This is a genomic window from Micromonospora sp. NPDC050397 (assembly GCF_044901685.1).
Taxonomy (GTDB): Bacteria; Actinomycetota; Actinomycetes; order Mycobacteriales; family Micromonosporaceae; genus Micromonospora_G.
This window is the reverse complement of sequence record NZ_JBJDPS010000002.1, coordinates 757,638-777,512: the sequence shown is the minus strand read 5'-3', so window position 1 is coordinate 777,512 and position 19,875 is coordinate 757,638. Positions and strand designations below refer to the sequence as shown.

19 protein-coding genes and 1 tRNA gene are annotated in these 19,875 nt (G+C 69.5%); 10 read left to right on the top strand and 10 right to left on the bottom strand.

What is annotated here, in order from left to right; translation table 11 throughout:
* Nucleotides 1–81 precede the first annotated feature (81 nt).
* From ACI2K4_RS09655 to ACI2K4_RS09635, 5 genes are all read left to right on the top strand, one after another.
* A complete protein-coding gene (locus ACI2K4_RS09655) occupies nt 82–795 on the top strand; it encodes an ABC transporter ATP-binding protein (protein ID WP_404510020.1) in 714 nt (237 codons plus the stop codon).
* The gene (locus ACI2K4_RS09650) at nt 792–1,541 is read left to right on the top strand and encodes a hypothetical protein (RefSeq protein WP_404510019.1); all 750 of its coding nucleotides are present in this window, start codon (nt 792–794) and stop codon (nt 1,539–1,541) included. The genes ACI2K4_RS09655 and ACI2K4_RS09650 overlap by 4 nt, the downstream gene beginning before the upstream one ends.
* Nucleotides 1,538–2,179: a hypothetical protein gene (locus ACI2K4_RS09645; protein ID WP_404510018.1), complete on the top strand. Its 642-nt coding sequence runs from the start codon at nt 1,538–1,540 to the stop codon at nt 2,177–2,179. The genes ACI2K4_RS09650 and ACI2K4_RS09645 overlap by 4 nt, the downstream gene beginning before the upstream one ends.
* 75 nt (nt 2,180–2,254) lie before the next feature.
* A tRNA-Ser gene (locus ACI2K4_RS09640) sits at nt 2,255–2,314 on the top strand.
* A 441-nt stretch (nt 2,315–2,755) separates the two neighbouring features.
* On the top strand, nt 2,756–4,294 hold the full coding sequence (locus ACI2K4_RS09635; RefSeq protein ID WP_404510017.1) for a TROVE domain-containing protein: 1,539 nt from the start codon (nt 2,756–2,758) through the stop codon (nt 4,292–4,294).
* A 127-nt stretch (nt 4,295–4,421) separates the two neighbouring features.
* Here the strand turns inward: ACI2K4_RS09635 and ACI2K4_RS09630 are convergent, their stop codons facing one another.
* Nucleotides 4,422–4,916 (bottom strand): hypothetical protein, encoded by a 495-nt coding sequence (locus ACI2K4_RS09630; RefSeq protein WP_404510016.1) that lies wholly within the window; start codon nt 4,914–4,916, stop codon nt 4,422–4,424.
* A 127-nt stretch (nt 4,917–5,043) separates the two neighbouring features.
* Between ACI2K4_RS09630 and ACI2K4_RS09625 the strand changes: the two genes are divergently transcribed.
* On the top strand, nt 5,044–5,601 hold the full coding sequence (locus ACI2K4_RS09625) for a hypothetical protein (protein ID WP_404510015.1): 558 nt from the start codon (nt 5,044–5,046) through the stop codon (nt 5,599–5,601).
* A gap of 28 nt (nt 5,602–5,629) precedes the next feature.
* On the opposite strand, the gene ACI2K4_RS09620 is transcribed toward ACI2K4_RS09625, so the two are convergent.
* Nucleotides 5,630–6,109, bottom strand: coding sequence for a heme-degrading domain-containing protein (locus tag ACI2K4_RS09620; RefSeq protein WP_404510014.1), 480 nt, complete (start codon nt 6,107–6,109; stop codon nt 5,630–5,632).
* Between the two features lie 278 nt (nt 6,110–6,387).
* Here ACI2K4_RS09620 and rox point away from each other — a divergent pair, with 278 nt between their 5' ends.
* Nucleotides 6,388–7,839, top strand: coding sequence for a rifampin monooxygenase (gene rox, locus ACI2K4_RS09615; RefSeq protein ID WP_404510013.1), 1,452 nt, complete (start codon nt 6,388–6,390; stop codon nt 7,837–7,839).
* A gap of 116 nt (nt 7,840–7,955) precedes the next feature.
* Nucleotides 7,956–9,323, top strand: a complete 1,368-nt coding sequence (locus ACI2K4_RS09610) for a serine hydrolase domain-containing protein (protein ID WP_404510012.1) — start codon at nt 7,956–7,958, stop codon at nt 9,321–9,323.
* A gap of 182 nt (nt 9,324–9,505) precedes the next feature.
* On the opposite strand, the gene ACI2K4_RS09605 is transcribed toward ACI2K4_RS09610, so the two are convergent.
* The 3 genes from ACI2K4_RS09605 to ACI2K4_RS09595 are packed head-to-tail and all read right to left on the bottom strand — an operon-like array spanning nt 9,506 to nt 11,729.
* Nucleotides 9,506–10,687 carry an alpha/beta hydrolase family protein gene (locus ACI2K4_RS09605; protein WP_404510011.1) on the bottom strand — a complete coding sequence of 394 codons (1,182 nt, stop codon included), beginning with the start codon at nt 10,685–10,687 and terminating at the stop codon, nt 9,506–9,508.
* The gene (locus ACI2K4_RS09600; protein WP_404510010.1) at nt 10,684–11,040 is read right to left on the bottom strand and encodes a transcriptional regulator; all 357 of its coding nucleotides are present in this window, start codon (nt 11,038–11,040) and stop codon (nt 10,684–10,686) included. The genes ACI2K4_RS09605 and ACI2K4_RS09600 overlap by 4 nt, the downstream gene beginning before the upstream one ends.
* Entirely contained in the window at nt 11,037–11,729 is a 693-nt protein-coding gene (locus ACI2K4_RS09595; protein WP_404510009.1) for a hypothetical protein, read from the bottom strand. Before ACI2K4_RS09595 ends, ACI2K4_RS09600 begins: the two co-directional genes overlap by 4 nt.
* 375 nt (nt 11,730–12,104) lie before the next feature.
* Between ACI2K4_RS09595 and ACI2K4_RS09590 the strand changes: the two genes are divergently transcribed.
* Nucleotides 12,105–13,757 carry an FG-GAP repeat domain-containing protein gene (locus tag ACI2K4_RS09590; protein ID WP_404510008.1) on the top strand — a complete coding sequence of 551 codons (1,653 nt, stop codon included), beginning with the start codon at nt 12,105–12,107 and terminating at the stop codon, nt 13,755–13,757.
* A gap of 211 nt (nt 13,758–13,968) precedes the next feature.
* Here the strand turns inward: ACI2K4_RS09590 and ACI2K4_RS09585 are convergent, their stop codons facing one another.
* Together ACI2K4_RS09585 and ACI2K4_RS09580 are read right to left on the bottom strand one after the other, a co-directional pair.
* Nucleotides 13,969–14,958, bottom strand: a complete 990-nt coding sequence (locus ACI2K4_RS09585) for a hypothetical protein (RefSeq protein WP_404510007.1) — start codon at nt 14,956–14,958, stop codon at nt 13,969–13,971.
* A 17-nt stretch (nt 14,959–14,975) separates the two neighbouring features.
* Nucleotides 14,976–15,479: a SigE family RNA polymerase sigma factor gene (locus ACI2K4_RS09580; protein ID WP_404510006.1), complete on the bottom strand. Its 504-nt coding sequence runs from the start codon at nt 15,477–15,479 to the stop codon at nt 14,976–14,978.
* A gap of 669 nt (nt 15,480–16,148) precedes the next feature.
* On the opposite strand from ACI2K4_RS09580, the gene ACI2K4_RS09575 reads away from it, so the two are divergent.
* Nucleotides 16,149–16,616 carry a hypothetical protein gene (locus ACI2K4_RS09575; RefSeq protein ID WP_404510005.1) on the top strand — a complete coding sequence of 156 codons (468 nt, stop codon included), beginning with the start codon at nt 16,149–16,151 and terminating at the stop codon, nt 16,614–16,616.
* A 107-nt stretch (nt 16,617–16,723) separates the two neighbouring features.
* On the opposite strand, the gene ACI2K4_RS09570 is transcribed toward ACI2K4_RS09575, so the two are convergent.
* The 3 genes from ACI2K4_RS09570 to ACI2K4_RS09560 all read right to left on the bottom strand — a co-directional run bounded on the left by ACI2K4_RS09570 (nt 16,724) and on the right by ACI2K4_RS09560 (nt 19,853).
* Entirely contained in the window at nt 16,724–16,900 is a 177-nt protein-coding gene (locus ACI2K4_RS09570; RefSeq protein ID WP_404510004.1) for a 2TM domain-containing protein, read from the bottom strand.
* Between the two features lie 25 nt (nt 16,901–16,925).
* Nucleotides 16,926–17,636, bottom strand: coding sequence for an alpha/beta fold hydrolase (locus ACI2K4_RS09565; RefSeq protein WP_404510003.1), 711 nt, complete (start codon nt 17,634–17,636; stop codon nt 16,926–16,928).
* 567 nt (nt 17,637–18,203) lie between these two features.
* Nucleotides 18,204–19,853 (bottom strand): hypothetical protein, encoded by a 1,650-nt coding sequence (locus ACI2K4_RS09560; RefSeq protein WP_404510002.1) that lies wholly within the window; start codon nt 19,851–19,853, stop codon nt 18,204–18,206.
* Between the last annotated feature and the right edge of the window lie 22 nt (nt 19,854–19,875).

Sequence of the window (19,875 nt, the reverse complement as noted above, 5' to 3'; positions counted from 1 at the left end):
GACGGTCCGTGGACCGACCCGGGCGCCACGATCGGAGCCCGGTCCGATGTGCGGCGGCGGCCGGACCGGTTGACTCGACGCATGATCACGATCGACCGGGTCAACAAGACCAAGAACAACAAACAGATCCTGTACGACGTCACGTTCCAGGCCCGCCCCGGACGGGTCACCGGCTTTCTCGGGCCGAACGGGGCCGGCAAGACCTCGACCCTGCGGGTCCTGCTCGGGCTGGACCGGCCGGGCAGCGGCACCGCGTTGGTCTGCGGGCGCCCGTACCGGAAACTCGACCGCCCCGCGACCACCGTCGGCGTGCTGCTCGACGGCAGCGGCGCGCACCGGGCCCGGACCGCCCGCGCGCACCTGCGCTGGGTCGCCGCCAGCAACGGCCTGCCCGACCGTCGCGCCGACGAGGTGCTCGAGATGGTTGGGCTGACCGGTGACGCGGGCAAGCGCGCCGGCCGGTTCTCCCTCGGCATGAGCCGTCGGCTCGGGCTTGCCACCGCCCTGCTCGGCGACCCCGAGGTGCTGGTCCTGGACGAACCGGTCAACGGCCTCGACCCGGCCGGGATCCGCTGGATGCGCGGGTTCCTCCGGGACGCCGCCGCCGAGGGCCGTACGGTCCTGCTCTCCAGCCACCTGATGGGCGAACTGGCCGAGACCGTCGACGATGTCGTCGTCATCAACAAGGGGCGGATCGTCGTCCAGGGCGAACTCGCCGACGTCACCGGCGCTCACCGTACGCTCGAAGACGCCTTCTTCGCCCTCACCGCCACCGAGGCCGGTGCCCCTTGGTGAACCTGGTCCGCGCCGAACTGCGCAAACTGCTCGGCCTGCCGACCGCCCGGATCGGCCTGCTGCTGGGCACGCTGGTGGCGCCCCTGATCGTGCTGCTGAACGCGCCGTACACCCGGCGGGCGATCGCCGCCGGCACCCTCACCGACACCTCCGACATCGGCCTGCGTGACCTCGGCGTCGCCCTGATCGGTCCGATGATCCTCGGCGTGGTCGTGGTGAGCAGCGAGTACACCTCCACCGCGCAGGACTCTCCCGGCGCCCGGCAGCTCACGACGACCCTCACCTCGGTCCCCGACCGGATGCGTCTGCTCGCCGCGAAGACCACCGCCCTGGTGCTGGTCGTCGCCGTACAGGCGGTGGTCACCACAACCGCCACGCTCACCCTCACCCAGGCACTGCACGGCGAACACGTGCCGGTGCCCGCCCCCGCCCGGGTCGCCGCCGCGATCCTCTACTGGACGCTGACCGCGCTCCTGGCGTACGCGATCACGCTGATCACCCGCAACGGCGTCGTACCGCTGACCCTCCTGATCGTCAACAGCACCGTCGTCTCGGTGTCGTACCTGCTCACGAAGGTCACCGATCTCGCCAACTACCTGCCGGACATCGTCGGCGCGCACATGTTCCTCCGGGGTGCGGACTTCCCGGTCGAGATCCACCCGGTCACCGCCGGCCTGGTGATGACCGCCTGGATCGCCGCGCTGCTGACCGTCGGCGCCGTCCTGTTCCAGCGGCGGGACGCGTGAACACCGCCCGTGCGGAACTGCGAAAACTGCTGACCCTGCCGTCGTTGCGCCTGACCGCGCTGCTGACCTGGACCGCCAACCTGCTGCTGACGTACGCGTACGCGGCGGCCGAGTCCGGTGGCGAGCCGATCGGCGACAACGCCGCCCTGGCCCCGCTCGGCTACACCCAGGCGGGGTTCCTGGTGCTCGGCGTACTGGCCGCCACCTCCGAGTACCAGGCCGGCGGCCAGATCCGTACCACCCTGGTCGCGATGCCCCGCCGGCTTCCGCTCCAGGTCGCGAAGGCGCTGACGCTCGCCCTGGTGACGGTGCCGCTGGCCGCCGCCACCGCCGCCACCAGCGCCCTGACCGTGGGCGAGCCGGCACGGATACCGGCCGCGACCGCGTACCTCACCCTCAGCACGGTGCTCGCCGCCTCGGTCGCCGGTCTGGTCCGCCGCGCGGAACCCGCCGTGCTGCTGCTGCTCGTCGCGTACCTCGTCGTCGGCCCGCTGCTGCGCGCCCGGTCCGACGCCGTCGCCGTCTACCTGCCGGACACCGCCGCCCTCGACCCGTCCCTCGGCGCCGTCGCCACCGTCGTCTGGACGCTCTGCGCCCTCACGCTCGCCGCGCTCGCCTTCCAACGACGCGACGCCTGACCCCTGCCGCCGGTACGGAAACCGGTTGCCGGCTCATGGGAGGTCGCCTACCCTTCGTCAGGCGCCTTCCGGTGCGCAGGCAACGGTTACTTCCGCTTCCAACGGGGAGACACGGGTTCGAATCCCGTCGCCGCTTCGGGCGGTGTCGACCAGCGGTAGGTCACCTTGGCCCGCAAGGGCCAGTCGCCGTCGCCGCCTCGGTCTCGGAAGGCGCACACGCCGCGTACCTGGTGCGCAGATGACGGATACTTCCTAATCTACGGGTCGGGGGTTCGAATCCCCTTCAGCCTCCGGGCTGGTAGCTCAGTGGCAGAGCAATAGCCTTTTCCGTCATCGACTCCTGACCTCAGGTGCGCGGCGTTTTCCCTTTTTCGTCAAAGGCTCCCGGGACGACTAACTGCGTTGCGACACCGGACCGGCCGCCACTAACCTCGTGCGCGCACCTCCCGGTGCGAAGGCGACGGTTACATCTTGGAGGGACCACGGTCCCGGTGAAGAGCCCCTCCGTCGCCGAATTCTGATCTCGGGTGTGCGAATGGTCGCGCTAATCCCATCGCGACCGAAACGGGGGACGTGATGGCCAGGTTCAACGTCAAGCTGCACCGCGACCAGGACCGGGCCGACGAGGTCGCGACCACCGAGGGCGCGCCGGGTTTCACCCGCGAGCCCCGTACGGAACTCTTCCTGCTCGGTGTCTCGAACATGGTTGGCGAGGACACCTTCTACGAGGGTGCGGCCGACCGGGACACCCGGTTCCGCGAACTGGTCGCCGCCGTGGCGGTCGCCGACCCCGACTGGTTCGCCCGGTTCGTGGCATGGCTGCGTACCGGCGCCATGCTGCGTACCGCGTCAGTGGTCGCCGCCCTGGAAGGTGCCCGCGCACAGGTCGCCGCCGGCATCCCGGGATCGCGCTCGACCGTCGACGCGGCGTTGCGGCGGGCCGACGAGCCCGGCGAGGCACTCGCCTACTGGCTGGGTCGGCACGGCCGGACGGTGCCGAAGCCGGTCAAGCGGGGCCTCGCGGATGCGGTGGTACGGCTGTACCACGAGCGCAGCCTGCTCAAGTACGACTCCGAGAGCAACGCCGTACGGTTCGGTGACGTCATCGACCTGACCCACCCGACGGCCCGGAACGAGCAGCAGGGTGACCTGTTCCGGCACGCCCTGGACCGGCGCCACCGCCGCGACAACCCGCTTCCCGCATCGCTGACCGTGCTGGCGGCAAGGGCCGAGCTGATGTCCCTGCCCGTCGAGCGGCGCCGGGAGATCACCGATCCGGCGGTGCTCCACGCGGCGGGTATGACCTGGGAGGCGCTCGCCGGCTGGCGGCAGACCACCATGGACGCCGAGGCGTGGGAGGGCATCATCCCGACCATGGGCTACCTGGCGCTGCTGCGCAACCTGCGCAACTTCGACCAGGCCGGCGTCGGTGACGCCGTCGCCGAGACCGTCGGCGCCAGGCTCTGCGACCCGGACGAGGTCGCCCGGTCCCGCGTACTGCCGATGCGGTTCCTGTCCGCGTACAACGCGGCACCGAACCTGCGGTGGTCGTACCCGTTGGAGAAGGCGTTGCAGCACGCGCTGGCGAACGCGCCCGCCCTGGACGGGCGGACCCTGATCCTGGTCGACACGTCCGGGTCGATGGACCGCGCGTTCAGCAGGGACGGCACGTTGCACTGCTGGGACGCGGCCACCGTGTTCGGCCTCGCCCTGGCCGCCCGCGCGGGGGACGCGACCGTGGTGTCGTTCTCCGACACCAGCCGGGTCTTCCCGGCCGTGGCGGGCGAGTCGGTGTTGGCGGCGGTGCGGCGGTTCAAGGAGGGTGGCTACTTCTACGGCGGCGGGACCGAGACCGAGACCGCCGTGCGGAATCACTACGACCGGCACGACCGGGTGGTCATCCTCACCGACGAGCAGGCCCACTGGCACGAGTCGGTCGACGTGACGGCGGCGGTGCCCGCGCGGGTCCCGGTGTACACCTGGAACCTCGCCGGATACCGGGTCGGACACACCCCGGCCACCGGCAACCGGCACACCTTCGGCGGGCTCTCCGACGCCGCGTTCGCGATGATCCCGCTGATCGAGGCCGGAACCCACGCCCGGTGGCCGTTCTGACACCCACCGCCGGGTGCCAGGCCGCCGGACGTACGCCCAGCTCACGTGCATCCGCCGCCGTCACCCGACGGCGACGGGTGCCCGCCGAGCCAGGTCGGTGGCACCGGGGTGCGACCGGCCGACCGGGTCACCGGTAGACGAGGTCCATGGTGTCCGTGTGCCCCGGCCAGGTGAGGGTGAGATGCCAACATCCCGGCTGCGGGAGATCGATGATCGACGGACCGGGTCCGCCGGAGACGCGTCGGGTCTCGGTGGTGTCCGAGCCTTCGAGGCTGGCCTCGATCACGAGGTCACCGGGCGGGTCCGCGAGCCGGGACACCCAAAGGATCTTGTTCGTCGGCCCCTCCGGCCTGGAGACGCTGAGCGGATGCCCGAAAATGGCGCCGACGATCTCTCCCCGGTCGCCCATCACGTGCGGCATGCTCGAATCGCCGGTGAACCCGGCCCGAGCCCACTCCGGCAACGGACCGGTCTCGACCGGGGAGCCGCACCCCGTACCGGCCGCGGCCGGCGCTTGCGAGGCGGGGAGAGTCGACCGTACCGGCGGGTCCCCGGCCGTACATCCGGCGAGGAGCCCGAGGAGAGTCGTCAGGAACAGGGCGCCCAACTGCGGAATTCTCATGCAACCCAGAGTCGCCACGTCGGCGTCAAGTTCCCGGACCGGCGACCGTACGGTGTGGTGATCCCGGGCGATCCGCCACGCCTGATCCTGGCGACAAGACCCGCACCTGAAGGAGTAGGAGGATCGGGTGAGTGGGCGGTGGTTCGACGAGTACGCCGGGGACGACCCGGACGTCCGGGCGTTTGTCGACGCCCTCGCGACGGCCGCCGAGCACGATCCGCCGCCGGTCGACCCGGACGATGTCTGGACGCTCTGGCTCGGCGCCTGCCTGTACATCGCGGTCCCACTGCCGGCGACCGGCAGGTTCGACGAGTACACCTGGATCGCGAGCGATCTGGAGGTGTGCTACCGGCCGGTGGATCGCGGACGTGGGGTGGAGGCAGGGTGGGGTGACCACGCGTCTCCGCTCGACGCGTGGGTGGACGTCCACGGCGGCCGGCTGGAGTCGAAGGACCCCAACCGCAGCCCCGAACAGTACGCCGACATCGTGCTGCGCTGGCTGCACCAGCAGTTGGCCCGCCCGCTGGAGGTGCACGGCTGGACGAACGCACCGGGCGACCGGATCGTCCTGGCCGACTCCGGCGACGTGCTCGCTCGGCGAGGCCGGCAGCGGTGGTGGCGGCAGCCCGATCTCGTACGGCCGCTGCCGTTGCCGCCCGACTCCACCCATGCCGGACCCGTCTGAGGCGTCCGGCGCCCCGGCTCGGAGCTGGTCAGGAGCCGGCCGGGTTCTCCGCTTCGTTGGCTTCGAGGAAAAGACCGAGGGCCTCGACAACGAGGCGGTGGTCGTCGAGTTGGGGCAGCCCCGAAACGGTGACGGTGCCGACCGGCCCGGTGCCCCTGACGATGATCGGGAAGCAGCCACCGTGCGCGGCGTACCGGGCCGGATCGAGGCGGGACTGCTCGTCGAAGGTCGTACCCCGGTCGCGGTAGGTCTGACCCACGAGGTAGGAGCTGTGTCCGAACCGGCGGACGACCCGGATCTTCCGTTCGATCCAGTCGTCGTTGTCCGGGGAGGTGCCGGGCAGCGCGTAGTGGAAGAGCTGGTGGTCACCACGGCGGATGTCGACGGTGACCGCGTGGCCCCGCTCCCTGGCCAGACCAACCAGGCGATTCCCCAACTCCCAGGCATCGTCATGGTCAAAGCGGTCGAACTGGAGACGTTCTTCCTGCTCCTGAAGCTCCGGCGTCACGGCGTACCGCTCCCTTCCTCGATCGTCAAAACGATCTAAGCAGACGGGAAGAGGGCGAGCGGCTCCACGGTGGGACCGCGCATCGAGGTACCTGGGGAATTGACTGGACGGGATGATGCTCGGGCTTGTAGCTTGCGGCTGACCGTGACACCGCCCGAGGAGGTGAGACCCATGAACGTTGTATCGATGTGGGTGCTCCCTCTCCCGGTCACGGTGGACGACTGACGTAGGTGTCGCCGGGAGCGCCGCCAACAGGGCACTCCCGAAAGGCCACACCTATGCACTTTCCGCAGTCCACCCCCCGCGCGTTCGACGTGATCATCGCTGGATGCGGGCCGACCGGCGCGATGCTCGCCGCCGAACTGCGGCTGCACGATGTACGGGTACTCGTCCTGGAAAAGGAGACCGAACCCGTCTCGTCCGTCCGGATAGTCGGTCTGCACATTCGCAGTATCGAACTGTTGGCGATGCGCGGGCTGCTGGAGCGCGTACTCGCACACGGAAGACGGCGTCCGGCCGCCGGCTTCTTCGCCGCCATCGACAAACCCGCACCCACAGGACTGGACTCCGCGTACGCCTATCTGCTGGGCATACCGCAGCCCGTCATCGTCCGCCTGCTCGAAGAACACGCGATCGAACTGGGTGCGCAGGTTCGGCACGGTTGTACGGTGATCGACTTGGCGCAGGACGGCGACGGTGTGACCGTCGAGCTGGCCGACGGGGAACGGCTGCGATCGCGGTATCTCGTCGGCTGTGACGGCGGGCGCAGTACGGTACGCAAACTGCTCGGCGTCGATTTTCCCGGCGAGCCCTCGCGGACCGAGACGCTGATGGGCGAGCTGGAAGTGGGTGTGCCGCAGGAGGAGATCGCCGCCAAGGTGGCCGAGATTCGCGAGGCCGAGCGACGGTTCAGTCTCGCGCCCTTCGGCAACGGGGTCTATCGCGTCATAGTTCCCGCCGGGGGCGTCAGCGACCGTACGGGACCGCCCACCCTCGAAGATTTCAAGCGACAGTTGCAGAGCATCGCCGGAACCGATTTCGGCGTGCACTCCCCACGCTGGCTGTCCCGTTTCGGGGATGCCACCCGGCTAGCCGAACGTTATCGGGTCGGACGGGTGCTGCTGGCCGGCGACGCGGCACACATCCATCCACCCATCGGCGGACAGGGCCTCAACCTGGGCGTTCAGGACGTGTTCAACCTCGGCTGGAAGCTGGCCGCGCAGGTCCACGGCTGGGCACCGGAGACACTGCTCGACACCTACCAGGCCGAACGTCATCCGGTCGCCGAGGAGGTACTGGACAACACCCGCGCCCAGACGGAGCTGCTCTCCACCGAACCGGGTCCGCGGGCCGTACGCAGGCTGCTCACCGAACTGATGGACTTCGACGAGGTGAACCGCTATCTGATCGAAAAGATCACCGCGATCGGCATTCGCTACGACCTTGGCGTCGGCCCCGACCTGCTCGGCCGTCGCCTGCCCGACATCGAGGTGAAACAGGGCCACCTTTACGACCTGCTGCGTCGCGGCCGAGGTCTGCTGCTGGACCGCACCGAACGCCTGACCGTCGGCGGCTGGTCGGACCGGGTCGACCACCTCGCGGACCCCACCGCGATGTTGGAGGTTCCGTGCATCCTGCTCCGCCCGGACGGTCACGTGGCCTGGATCGGCGACGATCAGCGGGACCTGGACGACCACCTCTCCCGCTGGTTCGGCAAGCCCGCCGACTGACACCGTCCGAGCAGCCGACAATGAACGCGAACACGTGGGGGTAATTCGAGCGACCTGAATGCACAACCCCATCGACCGATGGCGTGGCGATGCAGGCGCGTGACATCATCGCCGCCATGGCCGTCACTCGTCGTAACCTGCCTGTCGGTCGTCGTACCGTGCTCGGCGCCGGCCTCGCCGCCGCGACCGGCACCGTCATCGCCGCCAGCGGCCAACCGGCGGCCGCCGCCGAGCCGAGTGGGAAGGGACTTGCCCGAGGCGTACCCCCGCGACGTGTGCCGGCCGCTCCCTCGACGAAGATTCCGATCCGTGAGGGCAGGCCGCTCGTCACGGACCAGGCGCCGTACGCGGCCGACGTCACCGCCGTACTCAGGGGCTACCTACCGGCCTCCCCGCAGAGTTACCAGCACAGCGGCTTCCCCGGCGCGGTCGCCGTGGTCCTGGTCAACGGGGTACCCACCGTTCACACCACTCTGGGCGAAGCACTGCGCTACAAGGACGGCCCCACCCTGCTTCCCGCCAACCAGCGGGTGCCGATGCGCCACGACTCGATCTTCGACCTGGCCTCGGTCACCAAGATCTACACCGCCATCCTGCTGCTGCAACAGGTCGACCGAGGACGGGTCGACCTGAAGGCCCCGGTGATCAGGTACCTACCCGGTTTCACCGGGGCCGGCAAGGACAAGATCACGGTGGAGATGCTGCTCACCCACACCAGCGGCCTGCCCGTCGGCGCCACCGTCACCGGCCTGCCCGACAACACCGCGCGCTGGAGAGCCGTCCTCGCCACCCCGCTGGTCTCCGGTGCCGTCCCCGGCACCACCTTCCGTTACTCCAGTGTCGGCCTCATGGTCGCCGGAAAAATCGTCGAACAGGTCACCGGTCAACGCCTCGACCAAGCACTCAAGAGCAATCTCACCGATCCACTCGGCCTGTTCGACACCGGTTTCCTCCCACGAACCTGGCCGAACGCCCGTGCCAAGGCAATCCGCCTCGCCGCCACCGACGCCCGCTCCTCGCGCGGCCTGCTCCGCGGCACCGTCCACGACGACGTCGCCAACCACCTCGGCGGCATCGCCGGACACGCCGGCATCTTCGCCAGCGCCGCCGACCTCGCCACCATCGGGCAACTCCTCCTCGACGGCGGTGTCCACCGGGGCGTACGCATCCTGAACGAAGCCACCGTCGCCGCCATGCTCAGCAACCACAACACCGGCAAGCCCGCCATCGACCCGGACCGCCCGAACCGCACCTCCGCCCACGGCCTCGGCGTCGTCCTCGACCAGCCCTGGTTCATGGGCCGCCTCTCCAACGCCCGCGCCTTCGGGCACACCGGTTTCGCCGGCCCCTCGCTGGTCGTCGACCCCGGTCGTCGGCTCGTCCTCGCCCTGCTCACCAACCGCGCGCACCCCAACTGGAGCTGGGCCAACCCCGACCCCGCCCGCGCCGCCGTAGCCGACGCCCTCGCCAGGGCCGTCAACTGAGCGGGCATCACCCCGTCCAAGAAAGTCATTCCCGGTCCGATCCACCCGCCCGGCGGGGAATAGGTCCACCTCGCCGCGGGCGGACGCGGCGCGTCACGGCGATCAGGGGCTCGATGCCAATCACCGCCGTGAAGGGGGAACCCTTCGCGGCGGTGATTGGCCGGATCCTGGACGAGAGCGGGTCAGGAGACGAATCGGACCTCCGGGAAGGCCGGATTCGGGCCATCGAGCAGACGCTGCCGCCGGTGGCGCAGGTGCGTCTCGAAGAAGGCGAGCGGGTAGGACTGCTGGACGCGTACGGCTCGGACCGGATCGAAGGTGCCGATCCAGTCGGCGAGGTCGTCGTCGCTCATCCCGACGATCGACGCCAGTTGCGGGATCAGCCACTGTGGATCGCAGTACGCCCCGTGGGTCGTACCCTCGATGTGCACCTGGCGCCGCCAACCGTGCAGGAGCGGCCAGAACTCGGCGACGCCGGACTCTTCGGCGCCGGGGGTGAAGACCGCGGTCATCAGCATGAACGGGCGGTCGAGATCGGCCACGGGTGGTTGCGACAGCATCGGACCGTCGAGGCTGAGTCCGGCCCGTACGCGCCGGTCGGAGTTCATGACGAGGGCGGTGGCGGTCGCGCCCTTCGAGAAGCCGTACATGCCGACGCGGCGCGGGTCGAGCGCGGCGCCCAGACCGGCCGGCAGCGGGCGGCACTGGGCGTCGGGGTTGCGGCCGGCGGCGAGGTCTTCGACGCGGTCGAGGACGAACCGGATGTCGTGGGCGTGGTCCCACGGTGTGACCGACACGTCGTCGTCAGGGACGGTGGGGGCACCGTCGGGAGACTGGCTGTACGAGTCGTACGGGTGGTCGACCGTGACAACCACGTAGCCGTGGCTGGCGAGTTCCTGCACGACGATGGTGCTCTCGGCACGGTAGCCACCGGCGCCGTGGGAGAACACGACCACGGGTCGCCGGTCGGCCGCCTGGAGCACCGGGGCGCCCTCGTGACCGGCGGTGAGGGGCGCCGTCACGACATCGGGGTCGAATCCGTTGGCCGCGAGCAACGCACCCATCGGCGCGGGCTGCATCCACGGCGCCAGGGGGTAACGCCGGGCCGCCCGGGTGGCGGGATACCAGACGCTGACCATCAGGTCGCGGTGACCTCGGCCGGCGAGCGGGTCCGGGCGGGATGTGTCGACCAGGTGCAGCGACACGGTGCCGATCCGGTGCGGCCCGGTGGGTGTGGGCAGCGTGATCCGTGCCGGGCCGGCCGTGGCCCGCGCCGGGGCCGCCCACCCGGCGCCGAGCGGTACCGCGGCCCCGGTGGCGAGCGCGGCGGTGAGCAGACGTCGGCGGGTCAGTGCGGTGGTCATCGGTCCTCCGTGGTGTCAGGGGTCTCGACTCGGGCGATGAGCAGCTTCAGTCGCTCGATCTCCTCGGCGAGGGCGGTGGTGCCGGCGGGGGTGAGAGTGATCCAGGTGCGGCCTCGCCGGCCTTCGTAGCCCTTCTCCACCTCGATCAGAGCCGCCGCCTCGAGCACGCTCAGGTGCTTGGAGAGGTTGCCGGCGGTCAGGTCGAGTTGGGTACGCAAATAGCCGAACTCGACGCGGCGGGCCTCGTGCGTGATGGTGAGGATGCCGAGTCGCACTCGCTGGTGGACGACGTCGTCCAGCCCGGTGACCGGGTGCGGGGCGGCCGGGCCCGGGGTGTCGGTCACGGCCGTCACCGGTGCCGCCGTCGGGCTGCCGCGAAGCCGGCCGCGCCGAGCAGCAGCACCATGCCACTGACGAGCTGCGGCATCGCGAACTGGGCCCGCAGTCCCCAGTGGAACGGTCCCCAGCCGGTGTTCATCGGCAGCACCAGCAGCACCAACACCAGATAGCCGGCGGTGAACAGCAGCAGCCCGAGGTTGCGCTCCAGCCGGGCCAGCACCAGCAACGCGAGCCCGATCATGCCCCACGGTGCGATCAGCCGGTCCAGCACGAACCCCCAGTACGGGAGCGGGTGCAGCGACGCCGGGTGGTTCGGGAAGTAGAGGGCGGCGGCCACCCATGCGGCGGTGAACACGGCGGTCGTCGCGGCACCGGTGATCGCGTACGGCAGGACCCGGGCGCCCAACCCCCGCGCCCGCGCGGCCCGCACGTAGCAGACGGCGATGACCGCGTACGCCAGCAGCAGCGCCGGCGGCCAGTAGTACAGGACGCCCCGGCGCGCGAACTGGCAGCCGCCGTCGGGCAGGCAGTGCACCGCCATTCCGAACCAGTCGAACGGGATCCCCACCAGCGTCACCGCGGCCAGCACCAGCAGCGCGACCCAGGTCATCCGCTGGTCGACCCGCACCCGGTGGGCGAGCGTGCGTACGTCGGACAACAGCCGGCGGGGGTCGCCGCCAGCGGCCAACGATTCAGTAGTCATGCCAACAGGTTTCCATAACAAACCTGTCGGCGCTAGTGCCAACCCAGTGAGGGACCTTGACCATGACCGACTCAGACTTCAAAAGATCTTGACGGTACGCAGTCAAGCCCATACGATCCGCTGTCCACTTTCGAATCTTCGCGGAAGGGCTCCATGATGTCCTCTTTCCTAGACGCATCCAGAGGTTCACCAAGTTTGCGTAGGCGCGTACCCGTAGTCGTCACCACACTCCTGTTGGCGGCGACCGCGCTGGTTGCCGGCCCCGCGCCAATCGCGAGCGCCGCGACGGCGCCCCCGGACGTACCCAGGGAGTTGAACACCTATCCACCGACTCCCTGCGGGAGCGCGACGAACCCGACCCTGCTTTCGCAGAGCATGAAGAACCCCACCTTCACCGCCAGGTTGTCCGACGCCGACGGAAACAACCTCACCGCCTACCTGGAGATCAGAGAGGCGTCCGGGGACGCACTGGCATACGGACCGGCAGACTCGGCGACCATCCCGTCGGGCGGGGTGGTCATTTGGCCCACCGTCCCCGACGGCACCCTGACCACCAACGAGACCGTCTACTACTACCTGGCCTGGGCCAAGGACACCGGCGGCGCGATCGGCGAACCCACCCGCCGGTGCTACTTCCTCATCGACGACATCGACCCCGGGCCAGCCACCATCACCTCAGCCGACTACCCCGTCAATGGCGAGAACACCAACGTGGGCACCGTCGGAATCGTCACATTCAACCCGGCCGCCGGCGACACCGACATCGCCGGCTACCACTACGGCTTCGACAACGACGTCCTCCTCTGGGCGCCGGCCGATGCCACCGGCAAGGCCACCGTCCCGATCACCCTCTGGGGTGACCCCGACTTCCCCGGCACCGCCGTCGCCAACCTCTGGGTCAGGGCCGTGGACAGGGCCGGCAACGTACGAGCCGACACCACCGGGCCTCGCCTGCTCTCCGCGAGCGGCGACGCCACGGTCGCGGACAAGCGAAACGACATCAACGGCGATGGCATGGCCGACGTCGCGACCATCCTCGACATGGGCTTCGGGCGTACCGCCGGCTGGACGACGATCTCCTCCGGTACGGACTTTTACCCGGCCACCATGGTCTGGGACAGCGGTATCAACGGCGGATACGCCATCAACAAGATCCAGACTGCCGGTGGCGACTTCGACAACGACGGACGCAGCGACATCGCGCTCTTCCGGCAAGACCCCGACGGCCACGTACGCCTGTTCCTGCTCCGCTCCGACACCAACCAGTACCGGAGCGAGTGGGCCGAGTTCGACGCCGGCACCTGGTCGCTCAGCGACGCCCGTACCTTCGCTGGCGACTTCACCGGCGACGGCATCGCCGACGCCGCGGCCGTTGTCAACGACGGCGCCGGCGGTTGGCGTGCCTACGTCTACCCCTCCACCGGGACCGGATTCACCAAGACCGGGACCCCCGCGTACGCCCAAAGCGCCGGCACCTACACCTGGAACAACACCAAGATCGTCGCCGGTGACTTCACCGGCGACGGCAAGACCGACCTCGCCGTCGCCCAGGACACCACCGGAACCCACACCACCGTACGCGTCCACGCCTCCACCGGAACCGGATTCACCGCCGGAACCCAGTGGTGGGACAGCGACACCGACGCCGATCCCGCCACCTTCACCGGAAACGCCGCCAACTGGTCCGCCGTCCACGTCGACGGCAGCGCCGCCGACGACCTGGTAGCCCTCTACGACCACGGCGCCAAAACCACCATCAAGGTCCTCACCTCGACCGGTACGGTCTTCGCCTCCCCGGCGACCTGGTGGGACAGCGAGGTCGACAGCACCGATGAGCGGGACTGGCGACGCACCCTCCAGTTCACCAACGGCGACTTCGACAACGACGGCGACAACGACCTCGCCGCCGTCGTCGACTGCTGCGAAGCCGGCAACCGGGAACTCTGGCGATTCCCCCACACCGGCACCAAGTTCGGCCAGGCCGTCAAACAGGGCAACATCGTCGTCACCACCGAAACCGCAGACTGACGCCCAGGCGAGGGCGATGGCACCGGGATCGCCGATGCCTACGGCATCTAACCCGCCACCATGGCCGACCTGACCTGGAACAGCAGCAAGCAATCGTGAACGACGAGTAGGAGCAACGCCGGCCGCTGGGCGGAGGATCGATCTCTGCCCAGCGGCCAACCGCAGGTCCGCGGCGCCCACCCGGCGAACGGCTACGCGCAGCCGTCGCGCCTCATCGCGTCAGGGTCTCTGGCCAGGTCGAGATGTTCTCCACCTCGGTCGCCACCTGTACCGCGCCCAGGACCAGATCCGCCTCCGGGACGCCGAACCCCTGGTGGTCGCCCTTGCCGATGCGCGCGCTGAGATGCAGGTTCTTCAAACCGAGCAGCTCCACCTCGTCCTGGCCCGGGTACAGGAACGCCTGTCGGTCCCCGGCGACGTGGTTGGCCCGTCCGGTAGAGCCCGACTGGCCGGGCGCGTACTGTGCCTGGACCTCCATCCGGTCGGTCCGGGCGCGTTCGAGCAGGACGCCCCCGTCGGCGTACGCACCCTCCACGAAGCCCACCGAGGCACGGACCACCCGGGCACCCTCCGGCAGCGGGCCGAGTTGGAACGGCAGCACGATCCGCTGCACCCGGTCCAGGTCGAGTGCGCCGATCACCTGCCGTGCGAGCTTGTCGTCCGTGGCTTGGACCCGCAACCAGAGACCCGGCACCGGCTGCTCGCGGACAACCACGCCCACTTCGTTCTGACGGTCGAGGCTGTCCAGGACGGTCATGTCGGCTCCGATGGCGGCGTACACCAGGTCCTGCTCGCCGACGCCGACCTCCAACTGCTCGTAGCCGTTGCCGCTGGTCCAGTCGTAGTGCCGGGCCGTACGGGTCAACTCCGGCGCGTCGAAGTGGACCAGGTTGACGTCGGTGCCGACCCGGTCGGGTTCGGCCCGCGCGCCGGGCTCGCCGGTCGCCTCTGGCAGAGCGCCGACGACCCCGGTGCCCTGCCCGTAGGAGTTGCCTCCGCTGGGCCAGAGGGCCGTCCCGGTGATCGCACCGACGGCGACGATCGCGCTGATCGCGAGAAGGCCGGTCCCGGCCAGGAAGCGGCGGCGACGGCGGTACGAGCGACCGCGCGACCTGGCCCGCTCCAGCAGAGCCACCCCGTCCACGGCACCGGCGGCTCGGCCGTGCAGGCTCTCGGTGAGAAGTTCCTCCACGTCGTTCATACCCTCGACCTTCCTCGTCATCGGTTGACCGGGTGCCGCGTACGCAGAGCGGCCAACGCCCGCATCGCGTGGGTCCGAACGGTGGCCGGGGAACAGCCCAGGATCTCCGCGATCGTCGCGTCGTCCAGGTCCTCGTAGTAACGAAGCGCCAACACGGCCCGTTGCCGCTCGGGCAGGGCCGCGACCAGGCGCCACACGGCGTCGCGTTCCGCCGCGGCGGCACCCGGATCGGCGTCCGCCCGGCTCGCGGCCGAGCGGTCGACCACCACGGCCATCACCTCCGACGCGACCGGTGTCTCGCGGCTGGACCGGCGTCGCCACCACGACGCGTCCGCGTTCACCAACATCCGTCGCACATAGACATCCGGCCGGTCCTTGCGGCTGATCGACCGCCAACGGACGTACGCCCGACCGAGCACCTCCTGCACCAGGTCCTCGGCGCGATGGCGGTCGCCGGTGAGCAGCCGCGCCAGGCGAACCAGTGCCGGCCCACGCGCCGCCACATAATCCTCGAACGTCATCGCTGCGGTATCCCTCCGATCGCCTACCGCTTCAGACGCGTTCACCGGGCCGATCTGTTGACCCGGCTCCTGCCGGAGATCGACCCGTCGGCACCCGAGGGCGGCGGTCTCGGCGCTGGAGGGCGGCCACCGGCGACAGAGATCCTGCCTGATCATCGCCGCCCCCACATGACAAGGAACGGTCGAGCCGACAGCCCCTATCCAAGTAGGAGAGCGAACATTTTGCGCGACTTCGAAATGAGCGGGCAACGATCGACGTCCCGGGAGCCGGGCGAGGCTCGCACCTGCCCGCCGGTACGGTTCTGCTCGGAGAACCCGTACCGGCGGACCTCGGTCGGCTGACCGGCTCGTTCGCGTGGTACTCGTGGTTGCCGATCGCCAGGTACTGCCGGGGTGGGCAGACGCTGGTCTTGAGCGTCAGGTCGAGCAGCGGGTAGTCCTGCCGCTGCCCGAGTTCGGTCGGGTCGCCGATGATGGTCGGGTGAACATGCTGTGGCGCGCACGTCCGCGAGTCACGAGTCGTCAGAAAGGCCACCGGCAGCGTCGGAGGGGGCCGCCGGCAGCGTCAGCGTCGACCAGCGTCTCGACGGAAATGTCCCGGACCGACGGGACGACCGATCATCGATCTCGCCGGCGGTTCCTACACTGTCCGCATGTCCCGGAGCGGCGGTGGGCACCATCTATAGCGGCTATGCCTTCGACAAGTTACGCGTCGCGGTGATCGTCTTCTGTGTCACCGCCGCTCCACTGCTGGTCGTCGCTGGTCTGACAACGGATTCGGCGCCGCAGCCGGTGGGGGTGCTGCTGGACGGCACCGTGCTCGGGCACGTGCCGTCCCAGCCGGGGGCCGGAAACTCCGCTCTGCTCTCCGTGGAGACGGCGGACGGCCGAGTGATCTGCGGCATGGAGCAGGCCCTTTTCCCCAACCGCCTGCTGCCGCCGATCGGCACGAGCGTCACCGTCGACTACGCCGACGGCGGATGCCACCCCGAACCAATCGACAACACCGGCCTACGGGTGGGTCTCGTGCTGTTCGGCTCGACCTGCGTCATCGGGGTGAGCACGTACTTCTGGCGCAACTCCCGCCTGGGTCGCCGGTTCCGAGCGGCACGGGAAGTCCCCAGCCTCTGGAACTAGGCGCCGATCGCACCGAGCGCGTCCTCCGGCTGGCCCGGGCCGCTGAGCGGCAGCGTCCGTGCCGTCGACGAGCAGGCCCGGACCAAGCCGGCGAGTCGCCGCTCCGCTCAGGATTGGATGAACTTCTGGGCCGTCGCACGGACCGTCCAGATGTGGGCCACCAGTCCGGCACCCCAGCCCAGGATCGACCAGACGGGCCAGAAGTGTTGTTCCGGGGTGAACAGCCACCACACGAGGATCTGAATCAGGTTGCCGGCAACGTAGCCAAGGATGTGGATGCGCACGCCCCATCGCGTCGCGTTGTCATTCCTAAGCATGCTCGGTCGCCGCCTTCTCGATGAGGGCCACCGCGATGGCCGGGTGTGAGACGAACACGAGGTGCGAGGCGCCTTCGACCCGCTCGACGGTGGCGCCCGAGCGCTGGGCCATGAATTCTTGTGCCGCTGGCGGGATGATCCGGTCCGCGCCGCTGATCAGGTGGTAGTTCGGGAGCGCCTGCCAGGCCTGCGGGCCGGCGGCCGGCTCGCCGAGGGCAGCGCCGGTGGCCGGGCGCTGTGTGATCGCCAGGACTGCGGCTTCCCCGGCCGGCAGGTCGGCCGCGAAGTGTGCGTGGAACACCCTCGGGTCGATGTACAAATCGACCTGGCCGCCCGGCAACGGCACCGGTTTCAGGGACTCGCCCACGGTGCTGCCCGGAAACTTCTCGACGAGCGCCTGTACGCTCTCGCCCGTTTCCGGCACGAACGCCGCGAGGTAAACCAGTGCCTTCACGTTCGCGTTTCCGACGGCGGCCGCGGAGATCACCGCGCCGCCGTACGAGTGTCCGACCAGCACGATCGGTCCCTCGATGCTGTGCAGCAGGGCCTGGACCTGCTCAGCGTCGGAGCTGAGCCCCCGCAGCGGATTCGGTGCCGCGACCACCGGATAGCCGGCGGCGACCAACCGCTCAGCGACCCGGCTGAACCCGCCGCCGTCAGCAAAGGCTCCGTGCACCAACACCACAGTCGGTTTCTTGCTCACGATTCATCATCCTTTCGTTGGGGGCGAAATGGGCGGGCTCGCGGCGGCCCGCGTTCCAGCCCGAGGCGTCGGCGAACGCGCCGTGCACCAGTACCACCGTGGGCGCACGGCGAGTAGTAGTCATCGGCGGAAGCCGCTCAGGTCTCGGCTCGTTCGTCGGCCGGCTCACCGTACGTACGCCTACTTGATGGGCACGGAACGCGAAGCCGGGCCGCACCGGGTGCGGATCCAGGACCGATTCCGTCCTCGTCAAGTGCCCCGGCCCACCTTGCGGGGAGAACGACAGCCCAACGATGACCATCGCCCGGACGAAACAGCCGACCAGCACGGCTGCGACGGACAGGCGCCCACGGCCGGACAGTGACCGGAGCCAGACGGTGACGCGCCTCGACATCCCCTTCGGGCCGGGACCCGTGCCGAGCCCGACCCGGCGCCTCCTGCCTCTCGACGCGCTCCATCCGCAGCCTGCGGCAGACTGCTGACACGACACCGCCGCCCCGACCGTTCGGTCGGGGCGGCGGCTGTGGCTGTGGCCGTTGCCGTGGCTATGGCCGTGATGAGCGACGGTTACTCGTAGACCAACCCGATGCCGGGGATGCACTTGGGCTTCGTCGGGACGAAGACGATCTCGTCGATGGTCCGCGGAGTTTGCAGCGGTCCGCCCTGCATCCGCACCCCGGTGTAATACTCGTAGCGAACCGGCCGGAAGATGTCACACGGGTCTTTCGGAATGTACTCGGCCGGATTCCAGGTCGACCCGCCGTTACCACCACCGCCGGGTGAGCCGGTGTCGGAGCCACCCGGGACCGGGTCGCCGCCGGTCGACGGCTGCCATCTCGGGTTGAACCAGAGGTTGTGGTCGATGACGATGCCGGTCGGGGTGATGAAGCGGCACATGCTGTCGATCTCGGTCTCCTCGCACACCTCCGTCGGGTTGGTGGCCGCGTACTGGAGGACCGCCTGGTTGTCTTCCTCCGACGTGACCAACGGCTGCGCATTGATGGTCAGCTTGTCGAAGTTCGGCCCGGCCGGAAAGAGTGACGGGAACTTTCCGGCCATGAAGGTCGCGAGCGCCCTGCCGATGGCCACCGAGCCAAGCTCGTTCGGGTGGAAGCTCTCCTGGAACGACTTGAAAAACTGTCCCTGGAAGAAGACGTCCGGGCGGTTGACGAGACCATGGATGTACGAGTTGGGCTGACCCAGCTCGTGTCCGGCGATCACGCTGCTCCCGTTCGGCCCGGCGGTGTTCGGGTCGAAGACGTGGACCTTCGTCCCCGGATACCTGGACTCGAACAGTGCCACCCCGTCCCGGATGGCCTGGTTCACCTTGGCCGCGAACGGATACATCAGGTCCATGCTCCGGCCGGTGATCTCGCGGATGCCGGTGTTGCCCGACTGCTTGACCGCCATCGGGTAGAGCGCCACCACGATCTCGGCTACCGGATGGGTTTCCCGGACGCTGAACAACCCGTCCGCGACCTTGTCCTTGAGGCCGTCGATCCGTGGCTGCAGTCGGCCCACCTCGGCGGCCACCGCCTGCTCCTGGTCCCGCTGCCAGGCCTGCACCCGGAAGTCACCGGTCCTCGGGTTCATGTACGCCTCGACCGCCGTGCTGACCAGATCGGCGAAGCCGGCGTCGTTTCCGCCGAGCCCGAAGTAGGCGATCTTCGCCATGGTCGGGACGTCCTGGGCCTGGGGCTGGTTACGGATGGCCGAGCAGGTCTTGCATTCCTTCTGCGGCTCGTCGAGGTGCTTGATCCACGCGCCGGACGAGGCGTTGAAGAAGAGACGGTCACGGGTGACAACCGACTGCATCGTTTCCGAGGTGAGATTCAGGCTCTTGTACGGGAACCGGCCCATCTCCAGGGCCGCCCAGGCCACGGCGAACGGGGCGAGCCCGGACTGGTGCCGGAAGTCCTCCGTACCGTCGGCCTTCGTCACGTACCGGTGGTTGTGGCTCGCGCCCTCACCGCTGGTGTAGCTGTCGCCGTAGACGACGGCGTCGTACGGCTCCGGTCCGAGGTTGATACAGGTCGGCGGGCACGGCGGCAGGGTCGGAGGCCGCGGGACCCCGGGGTTCGGCGGCAACGGAACGCCGGGCGGTAGTGGCGAGAGCGACGGGAACGGCGGCCGAGGCGGCAGCGGTATCGGATCGGCACTGACCACGGCTGCCGGCAGGAGCAGCCCCAGGGTGGCGAACAACGCCGTCAGGACCACGCGGGTCCGGATACGTCTGGTA